Source organism: Aliarcobacter cibarius, from assembly GCF_013372265.1.
GTDB classification, from domain to species: domain Bacteria; phylum Campylobacterota; class Campylobacteria; order Campylobacterales; family Arcobacteraceae; genus Aliarcobacter; species Aliarcobacter cibarius.
Map to the genome: position 1 here is coordinate 821,398 of NZ_CP054051.1, position 20,857 is coordinate 842,254.

Annotated in this window: 20 protein-coding genes, 1 other RNA gene and 1 pseudogene; 15 read left to right on the forward strand and 7 right to left on the reverse strand. The window is 27.3% G+C overall.

From position 1 onward, the window contains the following. Positions 1-148 precede the first annotated feature (148 nt). Positions 149-2,089 carry a bifunctional diguanylate cyclase/phosphodiesterase gene (locus tag ACBT_RS04055; RefSeq protein WP_024774845.1) on the forward strand — a complete coding sequence of 647 codons (1,941 nt, stop codon included), beginning with the start codon at positions 149-151 and terminating at the stop codon, positions 2,087-2,089. Positions 2,090-2,213: 124 nt separating this feature from the next. Here ACBT_RS04055 and ssrA read toward each other — a convergent pair. Further along, positions 2,214-2,611, reverse strand: a transfer-messenger RNA (tmRNA) gene (gene ssrA / locus ACBT_RS04060). A gap of 151 nt (positions 2,612-2,762) precedes the next feature. On the opposite strand from ssrA, the gene ACBT_RS04065 reads away from it, so the two are divergent. The 7 genes from ACBT_RS04065 (at position 2,763) to def (ending at position 9,757) form a co-directional block, all read left to right on the forward strand. Then, entirely contained in the window at positions 2,763-3,965 is a 1,203-nt protein-coding gene (locus tag ACBT_RS04065; RefSeq protein WP_024774846.1) for a saccharopine dehydrogenase family protein, read from the forward strand. Between the two features lies 1 nt (position 3,966). Next, positions 3,967-5,115: a carboxynorspermidine decarboxylase gene (gene nspC, locus ACBT_RS04070; RefSeq protein ID WP_024774847.1), complete on the forward strand. Its 1,149-nt coding sequence runs from the start codon at positions 3,967-3,969 to the stop codon at positions 5,113-5,115. 20 nt (positions 5,116-5,135) lie between these two features. After that, on the forward strand, positions 5,136-6,086 hold the full coding sequence (gene ppk2, locus ACBT_RS04075; RefSeq protein ID WP_024774848.1) for a polyphosphate kinase 2: 951 nt from the start codon (positions 5,136-5,138) through the stop codon (positions 6,084-6,086). Next, positions 6,083-7,231: a polyphosphate kinase 2 gene (gene ppk2, locus ACBT_RS04080; RefSeq protein ID WP_024774849.1), complete on the forward strand. Its 1,149-nt coding sequence runs from the start codon at positions 6,083-6,085 to the stop codon at positions 7,229-7,231. The genes ppk2 (ACBT_RS04075) and ppk2 (ACBT_RS04080) overlap by 4 nt, the downstream gene beginning before the upstream one ends. A 100-nt stretch (positions 7,232-7,331) precedes the next feature. Beyond that, the gene (tig, locus tag ACBT_RS04085) at positions 7,332-8,633 is read left to right on the forward strand and encodes a trigger factor (protein WP_024774850.1); all 1,302 of its coding nucleotides are present in this window, start codon (positions 7,332-7,334) and stop codon (positions 8,631-8,633) included. A 14-nt stretch (positions 8,634-8,647) separates the two neighbouring features. After that, positions 8,648-9,232: an ATP-dependent Clp endopeptidase proteolytic subunit ClpP gene (gene clpP, locus ACBT_RS04090; RefSeq protein WP_024774851.1), complete on the forward strand. Its 585-nt coding sequence runs from the start codon at positions 8,648-8,650 to the stop codon at positions 9,230-9,232. A gap of 9 nt (positions 9,233-9,241) precedes the next feature. Next, on the forward strand, positions 9,242-9,757 hold the full coding sequence (def, locus tag ACBT_RS04095) for a peptide deformylase (protein ID WP_024774852.1): 516 nt from the start codon (positions 9,242-9,244) through the stop codon (positions 9,755-9,757). Between the two features lie 8 nt (positions 9,758-9,765). Here def and ACBT_RS04100 read toward each other — a convergent pair whose 3' ends face one another. Further along, entirely contained in the window at positions 9,766-10,140 is a 375-nt protein-coding gene (locus ACBT_RS04100; RefSeq protein WP_024774853.1) for a hypothetical protein, read from the reverse strand. A 113-nt stretch (positions 10,141-10,253) separates the two neighbouring features. Here ACBT_RS04100 and ACBT_RS11770 point away from each other — a divergent pair, with 113 nt between their 5' ends. From ACBT_RS11770 to ACBT_RS04130, 7 genes and pseudogenes are all read left to right on the forward strand, one after another. Beyond that, the gene (locus tag ACBT_RS11770) at positions 10,254-10,385 is read left to right on the forward strand and encodes a hypothetical protein (protein WP_266095957.1); all 132 of its coding nucleotides are present in this window, start codon (positions 10,254-10,256) and stop codon (positions 10,383-10,385) included. A 297-nt stretch (positions 10,386-10,682) separates the two neighbouring features. Beyond that, positions 10,683-10,802: pseudogene (locus ACBT_RS11875) on the forward strand (magnesium chelatase subunit ChlI family protein); the annotation flags it as partial. Between the two features lie 248 nt (positions 10,803-11,050). Next, entirely contained in the window at positions 11,051-12,604 is a 1,554-nt protein-coding gene (locus ACBT_RS04110) for a 2-isopropylmalate synthase (RefSeq protein ID WP_024774855.1), read from the forward strand. 33 nt (positions 12,605-12,637) lie between these two features. Beyond that, positions 12,638-12,964: a thioredoxin family protein gene (locus tag ACBT_RS04115; RefSeq protein WP_024774856.1), complete on the forward strand. Its 327-nt coding sequence runs from the start codon at positions 12,638-12,640 to the stop codon at positions 12,962-12,964. After that, positions 12,964-13,383: a heme-binding domain-containing protein gene (locus ACBT_RS04120; protein WP_024774857.1), complete on the forward strand. Its 420-nt coding sequence runs from the start codon at positions 12,964-12,966 to the stop codon at positions 13,381-13,383. The genes ACBT_RS04115 and ACBT_RS04120 overlap by 1 nt, the downstream gene beginning before the upstream one ends. Continuing rightward, positions 13,383-16,337 (forward strand): MutS-related protein, encoded by a 2,955-nt coding sequence (locus tag ACBT_RS04125; RefSeq protein WP_024774858.1) that lies wholly within the window; start codon positions 13,383-13,385, stop codon positions 16,335-16,337. Before ACBT_RS04120 ends, ACBT_RS04125 begins: the two co-directional genes overlap by 1 nt. Before the next feature lie 16 nt (positions 16,338-16,353). After that, positions 16,354-16,953: a MarC family protein gene (locus ACBT_RS04130; protein WP_024774859.1), complete on the forward strand. Its 600-nt coding sequence runs from the start codon at positions 16,354-16,356 to the stop codon at positions 16,951-16,953. Between the two features lie 27 nt (positions 16,954-16,980). Here the strand turns inward: ACBT_RS04130 and ACBT_RS04135 are convergent, their stop codons facing one another. From ACBT_RS04135 to ACBT_RS04150, 5 genes are all read right to left on the reverse strand, one after another. Beyond that, positions 16,981-18,837, reverse strand: a complete 1,857-nt coding sequence (locus tag ACBT_RS04135; protein WP_024774860.1) for a GGDEF domain-containing protein — start codon at positions 18,835-18,837, stop codon at positions 16,981-16,983. Between the two features lie 73 nt (positions 18,838-18,910). Beyond that, the gene (gene hisA, locus ACBT_RS04140; RefSeq protein ID WP_024774861.1) at positions 18,911-19,618 is read right to left on the reverse strand and encodes a 1-(5-phosphoribosyl)-5-[(5-phosphoribosylamino)methylideneamino]imidazole-4-carboxamide isomerase; all 708 of its coding nucleotides are present in this window, start codon (positions 19,616-19,618) and stop codon (positions 18,911-18,913) included. Positions 19,619-19,638: 20 nt separating this feature from the next. Further along, positions 19,639-20,244, reverse strand: a complete 606-nt coding sequence (gene hisH / locus ACBT_RS04145; RefSeq protein ID WP_024774862.1) for an imidazole glycerol phosphate synthase subunit HisH — start codon at positions 20,242-20,244, stop codon at positions 19,639-19,641. Positions 20,245-20,277: 33 nt separating this feature from the next. Then, complete coding sequence (locus ACBT_RS11880; RefSeq protein ID WP_407647542.1) at positions 20,278-20,355, reverse strand: hypothetical protein; 78 nt, start codon at positions 20,353-20,355, stop codon at positions 20,278-20,280. Between the two features lie 35 nt (positions 20,356-20,390). Next, positions 20,391-20,849, reverse strand: coding sequence for a ComF family protein (locus ACBT_RS04150; RefSeq protein ID WP_228130289.1), 459 nt, complete (start codon positions 20,847-20,849; stop codon positions 20,391-20,393). Between the last annotated feature and the right edge of the window lie 8 nt (positions 20,850-20,857).

The window sequence follows — 20,857 nt, forward strand, 5'->3', positions numbered from 1 at the left end:
TTTATTTAATTAAATTTATCTTTTTTTATACGATATAGCGTAATAATTTGCTAAAATATAGTGTTAGAAATGGTGAAAATAACTAAACTTATCAATAAAATAGCATAAGTAGTGAAATTAATAATATTTTACAAAATAAAGTAGAAGCATGAATTTAGAAAAATTAAGACAAGATGCTATAGAGAAGGCCATTAATCAACATTACGCAGTTGTTTCATTTAAAACAGATGGAACAATAAGAGATGCAAATGAAAAATTTTTAAAACTTTTTGGCTATGAACTGGAAGAAATTGTAGGTAAAAAACATAGAATATTTTGCGATTCTGATTATGCAAATTCATCTGAATATATACAATTTTGGAATGATTTAACAAATGGGTATGTTCAGACTGAAGAGTTTAAACGTATAAAAAAAGATGGTACATCTATTTTTATTCAAGCCTCTTATAAACCACTTATAAATGAAGATGGCCAAATATTTGAAATACTAAAATTTGCACAAGATATAACTTCTAAAAAATTAGAAAGCTTAGATTATTCTGCAAAAATAAAAGCTATAAATAGTACTCAATCTGTAATTGAATTTGATATGAATGGATTTGTTTTAAATGCAAACGAGAACTTATTAAATTCATTAGGATACTCTTTGGATGAAATTATTGGAAAACATCAAAGTATGTTTTGTGAAGAGGATTATGTTAAATCAAATGAATATAAAGAGTTTTGGAATAAATTACGTTCAGGTATTCATGAAAGTGGAAAATATCTTAGACTTGGAAAAAATGGAAAAAAAGTTTGGGTTCAAGCTATTTATACACCTATATTTGATATTGATAAAAAAACAATAAAAATAGTTAATTTTACACAAGATATAACGCAATTAGAAATAATGCAAAAAGATTCTTTAACAGGATTTTTTAATAAAGAAAAACTTATTTTAGATATTCCTTTAAATAATCAAAACAACTTAGCAATAATAAATCTAGATGATTTTTCACAAATAAATGATTTCTATGGTCATGCAATTGCAGATCAATATATTTTGAAATTTTCTAAGATTTTTAGTGTTTATTTAGAAAATAAATTTAGTATATATAGAATTGCTGAAGGTACTTTCGCTATTTTAGATCCCAATCTAACTACTACAGAATTTTATAATATTTTTAAAAATTACATAGAACAATTAAAAGATACTTTGATTGATTTAGATATAAAAAAATTTAGTATAGTTTTAACTTGTGGTATTTCTTCTGAAAATAATGAAAGACTTATAAACACTGCAGAGATAGTTAATAAATATGCTCAAAAAAATTTAAAAAATATATTAGTATATTCTAAAGATTTAAATATTGAAAAAGAGTTTGAAGAGAATATATATTGGTCTGAAAATATTAGATTGGCATTAAAACAAGATAGAATCATAGTTTATTATCAACCAATTTATAACAATGAACTAAAAAAAATAGAAAAATATGAATCACTGGTTAGATTGAAAGATAAAGATGGAGAAATTATATCTCCATATAAATTTTTAGAGATTTCAAAAAAATCAAAGCAATATATCGATATCACAAAAGTTGTGATTGAAAAGTCATTTAGTAAATTTGCAGATTCAAGCTATGAATTTTCTATTAATCTTACAGTAGAAGATATTTTAAATGAAGAACTAAATGAGTTCTTATTTAGAAAAATTGATGAATATAAGGTTTCTAATAAGCTTGTTATAGAGTTAGTTGAATCTGAAAAAATAACTACATATGATCCTGTATATGAATTTATAAATAAAATAAAGAAGAAAGGTTGTAAGGTAGCTATTGATGATTTTGGAAGTGGATATAGCAATTTTGAGTATCTGGTAAAAATAGATGCAGATTATGTAAAAATAGATGGAAGTATTGTAAAAAGAATTTTAGATGATGAAAATTCAGTTGAAATAATAAAATCAATATTAAATTTTTGTAGAAAAATGGATATCAAAGTAGTAGCAGAATTTATATCAGATGAAAAATTACAGGCAAAAGTGATTGAACTTGGAATTTCCTATTCACAAGGGTATTATATAGGTATGCCTAGCGATAATATAGATTGATAAATTGAATTTATTTAAGTATTAAAATATAAATTGATTTTAAAACACTTGTTTATGAGAAATTAAATAAAACCTGATTGTAAAGAGATGTTATAAAGTGTAATTGTGGTTTTAAAAAAAGAATTGGTGGAGATGTGCGGGATCGAACCGCAGTCTTAAAACAGCTTATATTAGCGTCTACATGCTTAGCAAAGTTGAATAATTTCGCTCTACGACAACTCAACTTCCAAAAGCAATCATAAAGCTAAGATCTAAAATTTCTCTTTAAAGTTCAATCACTCCCTCAAAGATAATCTATCTAGGGTGAACCAGCAATAATCTACATAGATAGAATCTGTAGTGCCAGCCTCCGAAGACTCAAGCCGTTAGGCGAGTCAATAAGTTGTTAAACTTACGCAGCTTTAGCGTAAGCTGGAGCGTAATTTGTATTGTTTGCGTCTAAAAAAAATGAACCGCGTAACGGCATGTTCAGGCCGACATGCAACTAATACTCACTGCTCTAATCGATACCAAGTCATCCCCATAACTTAAAGTTGAAGTCTACATAAGTAATTATTAAAAGTTTGTTAATTGTAATCAAAATGTTATTCAATTATAAATTATTAATTACTTCACTTTTTATTTTAGTTTAAAATTGTATAATATTTATATAAAAATATAATGGAGTCAATAAATGAGTAAAAAAGGTATTTTAATTATTGGAGCAGGTGGTGTAAGTAGAGTTGCTACTGTTAAATGTGCAATGAATATTGATACATTTGAAAAAATTACTTTAGCTTCAAGAACTATTTCAAAATGTGAAGCAATTGCTGCTGATATTTTAAAAAATCAAGGTGTAAAAATCGATGTAGCTTCAGTAGATGCTGATAACGTAGATGAATTAGTAAAATTAATAGAAAAAGTAAATCCAAAATTAGTATTAAACGTAGCATTACCTTATCAAGACCTAACAATTATGGATGCTTGTGCAAAATGTGGAGTAGATTATGTAGATACAGCAAATTATGAACATCCAGACGAAGCAAAATTTGAATATAAAGAGCAATGGGCTAGAGATAAACAATTTAAAGATGCTGGAATCATGGCACTTTTAGGTTCAGGATTTGACCCAGGTGTTACTGGAGTATTTTGTGCATATGCTCAACAAAATTTATTTGATGAAATTCATTATATAGATATTATGGATTGTAATGCGGGTGATCATGGATACAAATTTGCAACAAATTTTAATCCAGAGATTAACCTAAGAGAAGTTTCTGCAAATGGAAGATACTGGGAAAATGGACAATGGATTGAAACAAAACCATTAGAGATTAGAGTAGATCATGATTATCCTGAAATTGGAGTAAAAGCTTCATATTTACTATATCATGAAGAGTTGGAATCATTAGCAAAAAATATTAAAGGTTTAAAAAGAATTAGATTTTTTATGACTTTTGGAGATTCTTATATTCAACATATGAATTGCTTACAAAATGTTGGAATGTTAGGTATAGAGCCAGTAGAACACCAAGGACAAAAAATTATTCCAATTGAGTTCTTAAAAACATTATTACCAGATCCAGCATCTTTAGGTCCTAGAACTGTTGGACAAACAAATATTGGTTGTATTATTGAAGGTATTAAAGATGGAAAACCAAGAAAAGTTTATATCTACAATGTTTGTGACCACCAAGAGTGTTATAGAGAAACTGGAGCACAAGCAGTAAGTTATACAACTGGAGTTCCAGCAATGATTGGTTCTAAATTATTATATAAAGGTATTTGGAAAAATACAGGAGTATTTAATATAGAAGAGTTTGATGCTAAACCATTTATGGATGAGTTAATGACTCAAGGTCTTCCTTGGAAAATTTTAGAGTTAGATGCTAAATAATATGTTTAAAAACTATGAAATAGTGGATAGTTTTGAAAAACTTCCAAGCCCTGCTTATGTTTGTGAAGAAGAACTTTTAGAAAAGAATTTAAAACTTTTAAAAAAGGTTCAAGATGAAACTGGAGTTAAAATTCTTTTAGCTCTAAAAGGTTTTGCTATGCATTCAACTTTTGATTTATGTAAAAAATATTTAAGAGGTTGTTGTGCTTCAGGACTTCATGAAGCTCTTTTAGCAAAAGAAGAGTTTGGTGGTGAAGTTCATACTTATAGTCCAGCGTTTAAAGATGAAGAGATAGATGAAATAATATCTATCTCTAACCATCTAGTTTTTAACTCTTTTAATCAATTAAAAAGATACAAAGATAAAGCTTTTGGAAAAGTATCTTTAGGAGTTAGATTAAATCCAGAATATTCAAGTGTAGAAGTAGATTTATACAATCCTTGTGCTCCAAATTCAAGACTTGGTATTACAAAAGCAAATTTTGATGAATCTCAATTACAGTTTTTAGAAGGTTTCCATTTTCATGCACTTTGTGAACAAAATGTAGATGCTCTTGAAGGTGCTTTAGCAAATTTTGAAAAAAACTTTTCTCAATATTTTTCTCGATTAAAATGGGTAAATTTTGGAGGAGGACATCATATTACAAGAGCTGATTATGATGTAGAAGGATTGATTAAACTTTTAAAAGATTTTAAAGCTAGGTATCCACATCTTGAAGTTTATATGGAACCTGGTGAAGCTGTTGGTTGGCAAACTGGTTATTTAGTTGCTACAGTACTGGATGTAATTAATAATGGAATGAATTTAGCAATACTAGATACTAGTGCAGAAGCTCATATGCCTGATACTTTAGCAATGCCATATCGTGCGATGATAAGAGATAGTGCATTACCACTTGAAAAAAAATATACGTATAGACTAGGTGGAAATACTTGTTTAGCAGGGGACATTGTAGGTGATTACTCTTTTGATAAGCCTTTAAATGTAGGAGATAGAATAATTCTAGAAGATATGATTCATTATACAATGGTAAAAACAACTACTTTTAATGGTATAAAATTACCATCAATTGTTATAAAAACTAAAGAAGGTTCATATAAAATTGTAAAAAATTTTGGTTATGAAGATTATAAAATGAGACTTTCTTAGGAATTTTAGGAGATATAAAAATGGGGCATGATAGAAGCTTATTGAAACATACTTTTGAAGATAAAGATGTAATTGATACTATTGAAGACATCGAATATGGAAAAGATAAAAAGAGAAAAAGAAAAGAGCTTGCTGAGAAAGTTGAAGATGGAGAAAAAAAAGTTCAGATTTGGGTTAAAAAAGCAACTTTAGAATACCAAAAAGAGTTAACTTTGCTTCAAATTGAACTTTTAAAGTTACAAAACTTTGTTAAAGAAAAAGGTCTTAAAGTTTTAATTATCTTTGAAGGAAGAGATGCTGCTGGAAAAGGTGGTACTATAAAAAGAGTAACAGAACATCTAAATCCAAGAGGCGCAAGAATTGTTGCTTTAGAAAAACCAAGTGATGTTGAAAAAACTCAATGGTATTTTCAAAGATACGTACAACATCTTCCAAGTGCAGGTGAGATAGTGTTATTTGATAGAAGCTGGTACAATAGAGCAGGAGTTGAGCCTGTTATGGGATTTTGTACAAAAGAAGAGCATATGCAATTTTTAAGAGATGTACCAGATTTCGAGAAAATGCTTGTAGAATCGGGGATTATTCTATTTAAATTTTATTTTTCTGTTTCGAAAAAAGAACAAGAAAAAAGATTAAAAAAAAGAGAAACTGATTTATTGAAACAGTACAAAATATCACCAATAGATCAAGAAGCACAAAAATTATGGGATAAATACAGTGCTACAAAGTATTCAATGCTTATGGCATCACATACTCCTATATCTCCTTGGATTGTTGTAAAAAGTGATAATAAGAAAAAAGCTAGATTAAATTGTATAAAACATATTTTAAACAGTGTAGATTATAGTAAAAAATTAGAAGAAAAAACTTTATATAAAATAGATAAAAAAATTATAATAGATGGTTCTTGTGAACTTGAAAATATGGAACAAAAACATGAAGCTTCAAAGATGAAAAAGGAAGATAAATGAATTTAAATGATTTCGATAAAACATCTCAAGTTGGACTTTATATATCAAAAGAAGAACATCCTACTTTTGGGAAAAAGTATATAGCAAGATTCCAACATGATAAAAAAAGATATGTAAAAGTATTAGGATATTCAAAGAAAGATGGATTAACTTTGCAAAAAGCTATAATATTGTTTGAAGATTTTAAATTAAAAGTTGTTGAAGAAAATGAAAACCCAAATTCTTTAAAGAATGAGAAAAAAAATATTGAAAGTAATAATTCTTTAAAAAATAATCCTAAAACAAATGATGAAATTCAAGCTTTAAAAGATGAAAATAAATTTTTAAAATCATTATTAAAAGACTACAAGAAACTAAAATTAGATGTATTAGAAGAAGGAATACAAAAAATTTATGATTTACAAGATTTGAAACCTTATCAAATTGAGTTAATTAAGCTTCAAGATTGGCTTGAAAAAGAGAATAAAAGAATGATTATTCTTTTTGAAGGAAGAGATGCATCAGGAAAAGGTGGAGCAATTAGAAGAATAACTAGATATATGAATAATAAACATTATAGAGTTGTTGCTCTTGGAAAACCTACTGAAACTCAAAGAAATCAATGGTTTTTACAAAGATATATAGAACATTTTCCAACAGGTGGAGAAGTAGTTTTATTTGATAGAAGCTGGTACAATAGAGCAATGGTTGAGCCAATTTTTGGATTTTGTACACCTGAAGAGCATGAAATTTTTATGGAAGATATAGTAAATTTTGAGCAAGATTTAGTAAGACAAGGAATGATTTTAATTAAACTTTATTTTTCTGTTTCAAAAGAGGAGCAAAAAAGAAGATTTGATAGAAGAATTCATGATCCTTTGAGACAATGGAAATTCTCAGAGGTTGATATGCAAGCCCAAGATTTATGGGATGAATTTTCTGAAAAAAAATATGAAATGTTAAGAAGAACTACTTCAAGAAGCGCTCCTTGGCACATAATTAGAAGTGATAACAAGCATTTAGCTAGATTAGAAGCTTTAAAAATTATTCTAAATTCTGTTGATTATGATGGAAGAAACTACTCACTAAATTTTGAAGCGAATGAAGATATAAATATATCTGTTCAAAGAGAACTACTTCAAATGAGAAAAACAAAAGATTATTAACTCTTTTGTTTTTCAAAATATTATAAATACTCACTTAAAGAAAAGCCTTATTTAAATTTAGATAGAATAATTGCTAAAATTAAAAATCGGAGTAAATTTGATGGAATTTAAAGTAAATAGAGTTGATGAAGCAAATGTTGAAATAACTGCGACACTTTCAAAAGAATTAATTGAAAAAAACTTAGACAATGTAGCAAAAGCTGCTGCTAAAACTATGAATGTTCAAGGTTTTAGAAAAGGTAAAGTTCCTGTTGCTGTTGTAAAACAAAGATATGCAGACAAACTATTAGAAGATGCACAAGGTGAGGCTATTAGAAAAGTTTTAAATGAGGGATTAAAACTTCTTGAACTTAAAAATGATGATTTAATAGGAGAACCAAATATCTCTAAATTTGATAAAAAAGAAGATGGAAGCGTAGAGTTAGAAATATCTGTAGCTTGTAAACCAAAAATTGATTTAGGTGATTATAAAACTTTAGTTCCTGAAGTTAAAGCTGTAGAAGTTGGAATTGAAAAAATTGATGCAAGACTTACAGAAATTGCAAGTCAATCTGCACCTTTAGAAAAAATTTCTAGAAAAAGAGCTGCTAAAGATGGTGATTATGCAGTGATTGATTTTGAAGGTTTTGTTGATGGTGTAGCTTTCGAAGGTGGAAAAGCTGAGAAATATCCTCTTTTATTAGGTTCTAATTCTTTTATTCCAGGATTTGAAGAGCAAGTAATTGGTATGAAATATGATGAGCAAAAAGATATTGTTGTAACTTTCCCAAAAGAGTATCAAGCAAAAGATTTAGCTGGAAAAGAAGCTGTATTTAAAGTAACTTTACATGAAATTCAAGAAAGAGTAACTCCTGAGTTAAATGATGAATTTGCACAAAAAATGTTACCAAATGAAAAAGATGTAACAATCGATACTTTAAGAGAAAAAATTAAAGAGCAAATTGTTGCAACTGAAAAAGCTACTTATTACAGAGAAGAGTTAAAACCAACTTTCTTAGAAACATTAGTTGAAAAAATCAACTTTGCATTACCAAAAATAGTTGTTGATCAAGAAGTTAACTTTGCTTTAAATAACAAAATTAGAAATATGAGTGAAGCTGAAATAAATGAGCTTAAAGAAGATGCAAATAAAGTTGAAGCTATAAGAGAAGAGTTAAAAGTAGATGCTACAAACTCTGTAAAAGCTACGTTTATTATTGATGCTTTAGCAAAAGCAGAAAAAGTTGATGTAAGTGATCAAGAAGTTACTCAATTATTATATTTTGAAGCATTACAAATGGGTCAAAATCCACAAAATGTTATTAAGCAATATCAAGAAGCTGGATATTTACCTGCAATTAAAATGTCAATTATTGAAGAGAAAGTTATCTCTAAACTATTTGATGAGAAATTAGCAAAATAATTTTAGGAAGAAATATGAGTTACATACCATATGTAGTTGAAAAAACTGGTCGAGGTGAGAGAAGTTATGATATTTATTCAAGACTTCTTAAAGATAGAATTATCATGTTAAGTGGTGAAATAAATGATGCAGTTGCTTCAACTGTGGTTGCACAGCTTCTTTTTTTAGAAGCTGAAGACCCTGAAAAAGATATCTATTTATATATAAATTCTCCAGGTGGAGTAGTAACTTCTGGAATGTCTATTTTTGATACAATGAATTATATTAAACCTGATGTTTGTACTATTTGTATAGGTCAAGCAGCGTCTATGGGAGCATTTTTACTTTCTAGTGGTACTAAAGGTAAAAGATATTCTCTTCCAAACTCTAGAATTATGATTCACCAACCATTAGGTGGTGCTAGAGGACAAGCTACGGATATTCAAATTCAAGCAAAAGAGATTCAAAGATTAAAAGATACTTTAAACTCTATTTTAGCTAGTCAAACAGGGCAAGATTTTGCAACGATTGAAAAAGATACTGATAGAGACAACTTTATGAGTGCTGCAGAAGCTTGTGCTTATGGTCTAATTGACGAAGTTATAGAAAAACACAAATAAGAAATTAATATGATTAGAGAAATTATTACATATCCAAATAAATTACTTCGAACAAAGTCTCAAGATGTTGAAAAGTTTGATGAAGAACTTCATACTCTTTTGGATGATATGTATGAAACTATGATAGCAGCATCTGGAGTTGGATTAGCTGCTATTCAAGTTGCAATTCCTAAAAATATACTTATTATTAATATCCCAAATGAAGAAGATATTCAAGATAAGAATGATCTTATTGAAGCTATAAATCCAAAGATTACACATAAAGATGGTGTTCAAGTTTTTACTGAAGGTTGTCTTAGTGTTCCTGGATTTAGTGAAGATGTAACAAGAGCAAAACATATTATTGTTGAATATTATAATAGATTTGGAGAAAAACAGACTATGGAATGTGAAGATTTTTTAGCTGTTGCTTGGCAACATGAAATGGAACATTTAGAAGGTCACGTTTTTATAGAAAACTTATCTTTTACAAAAAGACAAAAGTTTGAAAAAGAGTGGAAAAAGAAATTAAAAGAGAAAAAATAATTTCTCTTTTAAATCCCTTTTTTTAGTATATTTATTATTAAAACTAACAAAAATCCGTTTGTAAATCCCCAAACTATCCAAAAAAATATTTTTTCAAATTTTGATACAAAAATATCTTTAAAATTATAAGGACAAGCTTTTATTGCTAAATAAAAAAAGATTGCTATAGCAATTAAAAAACTGTAAATATTTACTTGTCCAAAAAGTATAGTTAAAAATGAGAAAAATGGAGCAAATACAGTAAGAGCAAAGAATTTTCCATATTTTTTTCTTTTTGTTGTCCCATTAAAGTAGCCTACTGTAAAACCACAATTTGGACAAATTGTTCCCATTCTTGATAGAATTTCTGCTTCACAATCGGGACAGTTCATAGTTGATGACATATAAAATCCTAATTTTTTGGTTTATTATATCACCTAATGTTTTAAACGAATCATATTATTTTATATTTTATTAATAATTATATATAATAAAAAAAATTATTTATGTAAAATTTATGAGAATTATAAAATCAGCAGTTCAAGATTTAATTGATGCAACAGTTGTCGAAGTTGAAGCAAGTTTTACAAAAGGGATGCCTAGTTTTACGATTGTAGGTATGGTTAATACAAGTATAAATGAATTCTAAGTAATATTAACCAATTAACTTACTAAATACTATTTCCCTATAAATCATACATCTAAAATATAAAATATTTCTAATCATAAACTAAAAAACTATTCTAAGTTATATTAACTATGAAATATAAAAATAATAATAAATTTCATCTCATTTTGTGAATTTTCTTTAGTAGTATCTTTTTTTAATTATAGAATTAACTAACAAAAAATATAAGGAGTTTAAATGTTAGTTAAAACTAAAAAGGGAATTACAATTTGTACTTTATTTGATAATGAAACTATCACACTAGATGATTCATTAGAATTATCTTTTAGAAGCATTAATAAAATTCTGAAAGTTGCACGAACTATTGCAGATATAAATGGAAATGAACTTATTACAAAAAATGATTTATTAAAAAGTCTAAATTTTAGAAGAAGATAAAAATTATCCTTGACAAATTGAAAAAAATAAAATATACTTCAATAATTAATTTTAAAAAAAGGAGAGTAATATGAAAATATTTATTTCTAAAAGCAATTTCATTGAAAGTTCAAGCTCTTCTTTGCTCCTCAATTTCTCACTCTAATCGTATATTTTACAACTAAAATAAAATCGTATTTTTAAAATCTGTTTTTCTTTTTTTATTTAAAAAAAGATATAATCAATTAAGAAACTAAAAGGTAAATATTATGGATAAAAATAAAATTATAGTATTTGATACTACTTTAAGAGATGGAGAGCAAAGTCCAGGGTGTTCTATGAACACTGAAGAAAAAATTAGAGTTGCTTTACAGTTAGAAAAATTAGGTGTTGATGTTATTGAAGCTGGTTTTGCAGCTGCAAGTCCTGGTGATTTTGATGCAGTTAGCCAAATAGCAAAGATAGTTAAAAATTCAAGAATTTGTTCATTAAGTAGAGCTGTTGAAAATGATATCAAGCAAGCAGGTCTAGCAGTTTCTCATGCACCAAAACATAGAATTCATACATTTATAGCAACTTCACCAATTCATATGAAATATAAATTAAAAATGAGTGAAGAGGAAGTTATAAAAAGAGCGATTCATGCTGTAGAGTATGCAAGAACTTTTGTAGATGATGTTGAATTTTCTTTAGAAGATGCTGGGAGAAGTGAAATTTCATTTATGAAAGAGGTTATGGATGCTGTTATTAATGCAGGTGCGAAAACTATAAACTTACCAGACACTGTTGGGTATAGATTACCGACTGAATTAGGTGCAATGGTAAAAGAATTAAGTGCATATGCGGGAGATAGAGCAATAATTTCAGTTCATAATCACAACGATTTAGGATTAGCAACGGCAAACACTTTAGCAGCTGTTTTAAATGGTGCAAGACAAATTGAAGTTACAATAAATGGTTTAGGTGAAAGAGCTGGAAATTCTGCTTTAGAAGAAGCTGTTATGGCTATTAAAGTGAGAAAAGATGTATTTAGAGATTTATATACTTCAATAAATACACCTGAGATTTATGCAACTTCTAGATTAGTTGCAACAATTACTGGAGTTGAACCACAACAAAATAAAGCGATTGTTGGTAAAAATGCATTTTCTCATGAAAGTGGAATACACCAAGATGGTGTTTTAAAACATCAAGAAACATATGAAATTATGAAACCTAGTGATGTTGGAGTTATAAAAGATAGTACTTTAATTTTAGGAAAACATAGTGGTAGAGCAGCATTTAAAGATAAAATTGCTCAATTAGGATTTGATAAAGTTAGTGATGAACAGTTAAATAGTGCATTTGAAAGATTTAAAGTATTAGCTGATAAGAAAAAAGATATTACTGATGATGATGTTAGAATGTTAATTACGGATGAAGCATTAAATCATGATAAAATTTATGAGTTAGTTGGATTACAAATAAGTGATTGTTCTAGTGGTATGCCTACAGCTGCTGTTTCAATTAAATTTGAGGGTGAAATAATCAAAGATGCTGGTTTAGGAGATGGTACAATGGATGCTATCTTTAAAACTATTGATAGATTAACAGGGTACTCTGGAGAGTTAAAGGATTATAAAGTTATATCTGTAAGTGAAGGTAAAGATGCTCTTGCAAAAGTAACAACAAGAGTTAGTTTTGATGATACGACTCCTGCATTTGTAGGACATGGTTTAAGTATAGATACTATGCTTGCTACTGCAAATGCTTATATTGGTGCATTAAATTCATATTTATCTCAAAAAAATAGACTTACAAAAAATTGTGGTCATCAGGTATGAAAAGATAGGTTTACTCCTATCTTTTATAAATATATGATAGAGTTAAATACAAAAGAAGAAATTTTAGAGATTTTAGAAAAAAATAAATCTGTATTGTTATATTTTGGAGCAACAAATTGTGGAGTTTGTGAAGTTTTAAAACCAAAAATTGAACATGAAGTTTCTAAAAATTTTTCAAAAATTAAACAAATTTACATAAATAGTACTAAGAACTTTGAGCTAGCAAGCTATTTTAATATATTTACTGCGCCTACAATTTTAGTTTTTTTTGAAAAAAAAGAGTTTAAAAGATATGGAAGAAATATTAGTTTAAATATTTTTAATGATGAAATAAATAGATTATATGAGATGGTGTTTTAATGATAAGAGCTTTGATTGTTGTAGTTTTGATTTTTGCTGCTATGCAGTTTATAAGACCTGAAAAAGTTGTGTATAAAGATGATATTTCAAATGAAATAATTGCTCCAGCTGAGATTAAAGAAATATTTGTAAGAGCTTGTTATGATTGTCATTCAAATAAGATTGATTATCCTTGGTACTCATATGTTGCACCATTTTCTTGGGTTGTTACAAACCATACTAATGAAGGAACTAGAGCCTTGAATTTCTCAAATTGGGAAAAATATAATTATGTTCAAAAAAATGAGAAATTAAAAGCTATTTATAGAACGGTTTATTCATCAATGCCGCTTCCTGCATATACATTACTTCATAAAGATGCTGAACTTACGAAACAAGAAAGAGAATTAATTAGAGATTGGACTGGAGTTAGAAAATAGTGAGAGAAGAGGTTGCTGAACTTTTAGAAAATAGAAGTGAACTTCTAACTATTACATATTTTAAACTTCAAAAGTTATTTGAACAAAAGTATGGTCAAAATGCTTTAGTTCTTATGGAAATTGGAACTTTTTTTGAAGTATACGAAGTAAATAATGATAAAGAGCAAATAGGAAAAGCAAAAGAGATAGCTGAACTTTTAAATATCCAGCTAACAAGAAAAAATAAATCTATTTTAGAAAATTCAAAAGAAAATCCTATTATGGCGGGTGTCCCTGCAATTTCATTTGAAAAACATCTTGCAAGAATTATTGCTGAGCAAAAGTATACAATTGCAATAATCAGACAAAAAGGTACGCCACCAAATGTAAGTAGATATTTAGATGTTGTTGTAAGTCCAGGAACAAATTTTGATTTTGTTGTTGATCAAGATGATAATTTTGTAACTTCAATAGTTGTTGATCAAATAAGAGGTAACTATTTAATAGGATATAGTGCAATTGATGTAACAACTGCAAAATGTTATTACAATGAAGTTTTTGGAAGTTCTGAAGATAAGTTTTTTGCTTTAGATGAAGTATTTAATTATATGAATATGCATAAAACAAGTGAAGTAATTCTTACAATAGCTGATAAAAATATAAATCAAAAAGAGATAATAGATTATTTAGAATTAAATTTAAAGAGTTATCATTTAAGAAATTTCAGACCAAAAATATCTTATCAAAATGAGCTATTTAAAAATGTTTTTAACATAGAATCTTTACTTACTCCAATAGAACATTTGGATATGGAAAGAAGTCCATTATCAACTGAATCTTTAGCAATTTTAATAGATTTTGTAATAGCTCACGATAGTGCAATAATTCAAAAATTATCTAATCCAATAAAACTTGATATTAGCAGGTATATTTATCTTGGTAACAATGCATTAGAACAGTTAAATATAATAGATACAACTCATAATTTAAGTTTAATAAAATTAATAAATAACACATCAACAGCTATGGGGAAAAGACTTTTAAAAGAGAGACTTACAAATCCTATAAAAGATGCAAAAGAACTTTTACGAAGATACAATCTTTCAAAAGAACTTTATGATTATCATGCTCCAATAGAGAATGAATTAGCAAATATATATGATATTGAAAGGTTAACTAGAAGAATAAAACTAGTTAGACTTCATCCATTTGAATTGAACTATTTATACGATTCTTTAATAAGTATAAAAGAGATTGTTAAGTTTATGGAAAGTTATAAGTTTGTGACTCCTCCATGTAGCAGTGAGGAGTGTGAAAGTTTTATAAAATCTATAAATAGTACTTTTGACTTAAGCGTAAGTGGAAAATTTATGCTTAAAGATGTTGATACAAATATGATAACAAGTGGTATAAATATCCAAATAGATGAATTAAATAAACAAAATGATTTATTGTTTTCTAAATTAGAAATTATAAAAGAACATATTTTAGGTTTCTTAAAAAGTGATGATGAATCATATGTTGGAATAAATAGATTAGATAAAGAGGGGTTTTTCTTAACTCTGACGAAAAACAGATTTAATTTAATAAAAGATGAACTTCTAAAATCGCATTTAATTATAGATAATGATTTATTATTATTCAAAGATTTTACAATTAAAACTCAAACAAACAGTGTAAAAATATCTTGTAGGTTGATGGAAGATATATCTGATAAGTATGTTCATAATCTAAAAAAAATTGTGGAAATTAATAAAATTGTATTCAAAGAGAAACTTTGTGAGTTTGAAAAGAAATTTGCAACTTTACTTTCTGAACTAGTAATGTTCATAGCTGAAATTGATCTTACTGTTTCAAATATAAAAACTAGTAAAAAGTACAATTACACATGTCCTAAAATTGTAAAAACAAAAGATGATGAGAATTTTATAGAGTTAATAGAACTTAGACATCCAATAATAGAAAGTAATGAAGAAAGTGGTATTTATGTACCAAATGATATTATTTTAGGAGAGCTTAATCTAGCATCAAAAGAGTATCAGGATAATATTATTATTAAAAACTCAAATTCTATAAATTTGCAGAATAATAAAATGCATGGAGTTTTATTGTTTGGAATTAATTCTTCAGGCAAATCTTCTTTAATGAAAGCTATTGGTATAAGTGTTATTATGGCACAAGCTGGATTTTTTGTACCTTGTAAGAGTATGAGATTTTCTATTTTTGATTCAATTTTCACACGAATTAGTGGGGCTGATAATATTGCAAAAGGTTTATCGAGTTTTGCTGTTGAAATGATGGATCTAAAAAATATTTTTAATAGAGCAACTAAAAAATCACTTATTTTAGGTGATGAAATAAGCCATAGTACAGAGACTCTAAGTGGACTTAGTATTGTTGCAAGTGCTATTTTAAAATTGGCTCGTCTTGAAGCACTTTTTGTTTTTGCAACTCATTTACATCAATTACCACAAATTCCAGAGATAGAAAAATTAAAAAATATAATTTGTTTACATCTTGCAGTCATGTATGTTGACGATGAAGATAAACTAGTTTTTAATAGAAAATTAGACTATGGTAGCGGCTCATCTATTTATGGTTTAGAATTTGCAAAATCTTTGCATATGGATAGAGAATTCTTAAATGTTGCAAATGAGATTAGAAAAAGATTGAGTGATGATTATACAAAAATTGAAAGATTAACTCATAAAAATAGTTCAAAATATAATAGTAATCTTTATACTTCGACTTGTATAATTTGTGGTAGAGCTTGTGATGAGGTTCATCATATAGTTGAACAATCAAAAGCAAATTCAGATGGGTTTATTGGGCATATAAATGCAAATCATAAATATAATCTTATTCCTCTTTGCAAACTTCATCATAAAATGGTTCATGATGGTTCTATAAATATTAATGGTTTTGTAACCACTTCAAAAGGCTTAGAATTACACTATACTATGATTGAAAAATAATTTATTTAGGATTCATATGGATTTCTTTATTTCAACATTTATAAAAATGTTTTTTATTATGACGCCATTTTTTGTTCTTAGTGTATTTTTAACTATAACTAATGAAGCAACTTTACATGATAAAAGAAAATTAGCTATTAAAGTTACTTTTTCTGTTATGGTTATAGCTTTAGTTTTACTTTTTTTTGGGCAACACATTTTTAAAATATTTGGTATAACTCTTGATGCTTTTAAAATTGGAGCAGGGGCACTACTATTTTTGACAGCAGTTGGTCTTATTTATGGAAACAAAGATGGACAAAAGCCAACAGATACAAATTTATCTGATTTAGCTGTTGTTCCTTTGGCTTTACCTATAACTATAGGACCCGGAAGTATTGGGGTATTACTTGTAATGGGAGCTGAATTTAATAGTTTTTCTAAATTGCTAATAGGAAGTTTGGCTATTCTTTGTGCGATTTTTTTAATAGGTACTATGCTTTACTTATCGAGTATAATAGAGAAATTTATAGGGAAAAATGGATTATTAATAATTTCAAAAATCACTGGTCTTTTTTTAGCAGCGCTATCAGCTCAAATAATGTTTGATGGAATAAAAGGATTTTTAGGATTATAAAAATTTGTAGAGATTTTCCTCTACAAATTAATAGTCTAATTTATCACCATTTTTTAGTATATCTTTTGTAAATCTTACAACTTTATTTCTACCAGTTGATTTTGCTTCATATAATGAAATATCAGCATATTTAATACATTTATAGAACTGGTCTGTATCTTTTGTATAGAAAGAGTAACCAATACTTACTGTTTTTGTAAATGAATCTCCATTATAATTAAATACTATTTTAGAGAATTCTTTATTTATTTTGAGGGCTAATTCATGAGCACTTTCTTCTGTTGGATTTCTCATTAGAATTAAGAACTCTTCTCCACCATATCTTATTATGAATTCATTTTCACTAATACATTTCTTCATAACAATTGAAAGTTTTCTTAAAATATCATCTCCAACATCATGACCATATGTATCATTCACCATTTTGAAGTAATCAATATCTAAAAACATTATTGCGAAAGTAGTTCCCTCTTTTAATTCAAGAGGAAGTTTTTTATCTATGAATTCATCTAAATATTTTCTATTATAAAGACCTGTTAAAGCATCAGTAAGATTTTTATGTTTTAGTGCATCCATTAAAATTTTACTTTCTAAAATAGGTTTCGTTTCTTCTAGATACTTTTTGATTATACCAATTTGAGATTTTACGTGGTTTAATTCTTCTTCATTGTTGCTTACTATATGTATTACAATATTTGCTTGTTCGTTTACAAAAAATGGTATACAAATGTGCTTGTCATCATCTTTACATGAAGCAATTCTACAAATTTCTGGAAAATTCTCAGAAGCAATAATACTGTTTGTTCTTTCAGCTCTACAATACTCTTTTATACCCTTTGTTAAATTACAGCAAGGTATTTTCTCTTTTGAAGCAAATATTGTTTTTCTTTCATTTTTCATTAAATCAGTTTCAAATATGAAAAAGTTTTTTATTTCTAGTTTATCCCTTAAAACTATTGTTAATCTATAATAAATATCTTCTTTCGTTAAATCGTTTTCAATAGTTTTTTTGTAGTTATATATTTCACTAATATCTTCTATAATCTCTTTTGCAGTTATCAATTTATCATGATTCATATTTACAGATCTATTATGAACGAAAGATGTTAGATTTTTTTCAATACCTGTTAATACAGTTTCTAGTTTATCAATTAATTCATTTAACCAAATAGAAGCTTCCTTATCTTCTTTTAGAACACCATTTTTTGCTCTAACTGAGTAATCTCCTTCGTGAACTTTTTTCAAAGTATCTGTTATTTGATCAAATGAGCTTGTGTAAGGGGCAATTTTATTTCTAATATAGATTAAAATAATAACTAAGAATATTGCTATAGTTCCAATAATATATAAAAGAACAATAATGTTTGAAACTCTATCTTCTCTAATATCAAAACTTAATGATATAGCTCCTAAAACTTCACCTTCTTTTGCATTATGACAAGATAGACAATTTGGCTTATCCATAGACGAGGCAGTGTAGGGGATAGTTACTCTTAAATTTGCATTGAAAAAAGATTCATTAATTACAGTTTTTTCTTTTCCTGTTTGAAGAACTTCAAGATCTACATTATCTTTAGGATTTTCATTTGATAGAGTTGATTTTCCAAATTGTTCACTTACACTTTTTGCTCTAATAACCCATAAATCTTTTACATTATCTAGTTGGCTTATACTATTCAAGAAAACATCTCTTTGATCCATATTGCCATTTACCATGTGGCTTGTAAGAGATTTTTTTACAATATCAGCAGTTAAATAGGCTTTTTTCTTAACTCCTTCATATCCAGTTTGTCTTGAACCAATAGCAACTAAAACAACAATTATTACTGTTAAAATGGTAATCATTGAGAAGATAATTAAAGTTATCTTTTTATTAGAACTCATACTCCACCCCTAAACTTACATTAGTTATTATCATATCATAAAATTATTTATTTATGATTAGATTTTCATTAAATTATAAAATTTTAAAAGCCTCTTCTAAATCTAAAGTTTCTTCATAAAAAGCTTTTCCGACAATTACTCCGCCAACATGACCATTCTCTTTACAAGCCTTTATATCATTTATATCTTTTACACCGCCACTTGCTATTGTATAAATACCACTTGAAATAGCAATATCTTTAGTAAATTCTACATTAACTCCACAAAGCATACCATCTTTACTAATATCTGTACAAATTATTGCTTCAACACCAGCATTTGCAAACTCTTGAGCTAAGTCAGTAGCTTTCATAGTTGAAACTTCTGCCCATCCTTCAACAGCAACCATTCCATTTAATGCATCAATTCCAACAGCAATTGGATATTTTTTTGCCATTTCTTTTACAAATTCTGGATTTTTTACGGCTATTGAACCAAGAATTAATCTATCAACACCTAATTCAAGATACATTTGAATAGTTTTTTCATCTCTAATTCCACCACCAAGCTCAATTTTTAAGTTACAATTTTCTCTAATCTTTTTTATTTGTTCTAAATTTGCAGGTTTTCCTTCAAATGCTCCATTTAAGTCTACGATATGAACCCACTTACTTCCTAATTCTTCAAATCTTTTTGCAACTTGCCAAGGCTCATCAGAGTATATTTTTGCACTATCCATAAGACCTTTGCTGAGCCTTACAGCTTTTCCATCTTTTAAATCAATTGCTGGTAGTATGTCCATTAGTTATTCCTTTTAATATATTATAAATTTATAAAATTCTCTAAAATTTTAAGTCCATTGTTATGTGATTTTTCTGGATGTGGTTGAAAACCAAAAATATTATTTTTGTTTACAGCACTTACAAAAGTATAACCGTATGTTGTCTCTCCAATAACATACTCATCTTTTGTTTTGGCATGGTATGAGTGTACAAAATATAAATAAGGATTTTCTAAATCTTTAAAAAGTGGGTTCTGTTTATTGATTATTCTATTCCATCCCATATGTGGAATTTTTAAATCTTCTTCCATTCTATTTTTATCAAATTTTACAACTTGACCTTCTATTAAATTTAGACCTTTTGTATATCCAAATTCCTCACTACTTTCAAAAAGTAGTTGCATTCCTAAGCAAATTCCCAGAAGAGGTTTTTTACTATTTGCAAAATTTATAATTTCATCTTTTAATCCACTACTTTCTAAATGTTCCATAGCATCTTTGTATGCTCCAACACCTGGAAGAATTAGCTTATCTAAATTTTTTATTTCATCGGGTTCTTTTACTATTTTTACATCTTTTGTAAATTTTAAACAAGCATTATAAACACTTGCTAAATTTCCCATATTATAGTCTATTATTCCTAGCATTAACATCCTTTTAAAGGGGAGATTATATCTTTTTTAATTTAAAAAAGAGCATAGAGTAAGGGCAAAGAGTACATTTACATTCTCTTTTTTTAAAGTATTTTTAGCTTCCAAAATTGTTGTTCCAGTAGTTATAACATCATCTATTATTATAACATCACAATTTTTGGACCAGTATATTTGAATTTTCTTGAATTCTTTTGTCTAAAGTCTAAATCTTTACCAGCATATTTTACTGTATTTGTTGATTTTAAAGTGTTGTAAATAGGTTTTATATAAGGATTTTTTAGATGTCTTGTTAAAATTGCAGTTTGTGAAAAATCATGTCTAGTATGATCATCTATAGGAATTGCTAAAATAGGGTATGTAAATTTAAAATTATCAGCAAATTTTTTAAAACTAAGTTTTGCTAAAGTATTAAAAACTCTATCTCCATGAAAATAGTATTTACTTTGAATTAAATCTTCTAAATCTTTGTAGTCATAAAAGGAGTAGACAAAGAAATCTTTCTCTAACTCTTTTTTATAAAAATTTGGTTTAAGAATAGTATCTTGACAAGTTTTACATAAAATATAAAAAGATATTTTATCGCAACTTGTACATTTCATATTAAAAC

What these genes read in the sequence shown, in the direction of transcription:
- ACBT_RS04055 (WP_024774845.1), top strand. Translation starts at nt 149, where the DNA reads ATGAATTTAGAAAAATTAAGACAAGATGCTATAGAGAAGGCCATTAAT.
- ACBT_RS04110 (WP_024774855.1), top strand. Translation starts at nt 11,051, where the DNA reads ATGGATAAAAATAAAATTATAGTATTTGATACTACTTTAAGAGATGGA.
- def (WP_024774852.1), top strand. Translation starts at nt 9,242, where the DNA reads ATGATTAGAGAAATTATTACATATCCAAATAAATTACTTCGAACAAAG.
- ACBT_RS04120 (WP_024774857.1), top strand. Translation starts at nt 12,964, where the DNA reads ATGATAAGAGCTTTGATTGTTGTAGTTTTGATTTTTGCTGCTATGCAG.
- ACBT_RS04130 (WP_024774859.1), top strand. Translation starts at nt 16,354, where the DNA reads ATGGATTTCTTTATTTCAACATTTATAAAAATGTTTTTTATTATGACG.
- ACBT_RS04150 (WP_228130289.1), bottom strand. Translation starts at nt 20,849, where the DNA reads ATGAAATGTACAAGTTGCGATAAAATATCTTTTTATATTTTATGTAAA.
- hisH (WP_024774862.1), bottom strand. Translation starts at nt 20,244, where the DNA reads ATGCTAGGAATAATAGACTATAATATGGGAAATTTAGCAAGTGTTTAT.
- tig (WP_024774850.1), top strand. Translation starts at nt 7,332, where the DNA reads ATGGAATTTAAAGTAAATAGAGTTGATGAAGCAAATGTTGAAATAACT.
- hisA (WP_024774861.1), bottom strand. Translation starts at nt 19,618, where the DNA reads ATGGACATACTACCAGCAATTGATTTAAAAGATGGAAAAGCTGTAAGG.
- ACBT_RS04135 (WP_024774860.1), bottom strand. Translation starts at nt 18,837, where the DNA reads ATGAGTTCTAATAAAAAGATAACTTTAATTATCTTCTCAATGATTACC.
- clpP (WP_024774851.1), top strand. Translation starts at nt 8,648, where the DNA reads ATGAGTTACATACCATATGTAGTTGAAAAAACTGGTCGAGGTGAGAGA.
- ACBT_RS04065 (WP_024774846.1), top strand. Translation starts at nt 2,763, where the DNA reads ATGAGTAAAAAAGGTATTTTAATTATTGGAGCAGGTGGTGTAAGTAGA.
- ppk2 (WP_024774848.1), top strand. Translation starts at nt 5,136, where the DNA reads ATGGGGCATGATAGAAGCTTATTGAAACATACTTTTGAAGATAAAGAT.
- ppk2 (WP_024774849.1), top strand. Translation starts at nt 6,083, where the DNA reads ATGAATTTAAATGATTTCGATAAAACATCTCAAGTTGGACTTTATATA.
- ACBT_RS04100 (WP_024774853.1), bottom strand. Translation starts at nt 10,140, where the DNA reads ATGTCATCAACTATGAACTGTCCCGATTGTGAAGCAGAAATTCTATCA.
- ACBT_RS11770 (WP_266095957.1), top strand. Translation starts at nt 10,254, where the DNA reads ATGAGAATTATAAAATCAGCAGTTCAAGATTTAATTGATGCAACAGTT.
- nspC (WP_024774847.1), top strand. Translation starts at nt 3,967, where the DNA reads ATGTTTAAAAACTATGAAATAGTGGATAGTTTTGAAAAACTTCCAAGC.
- ACBT_RS04115 (WP_024774856.1), top strand. Translation starts at nt 12,638, where the DNA reads ATGATAGAGTTAAATACAAAAGAAGAAATTTTAGAGATTTTAGAAAAA.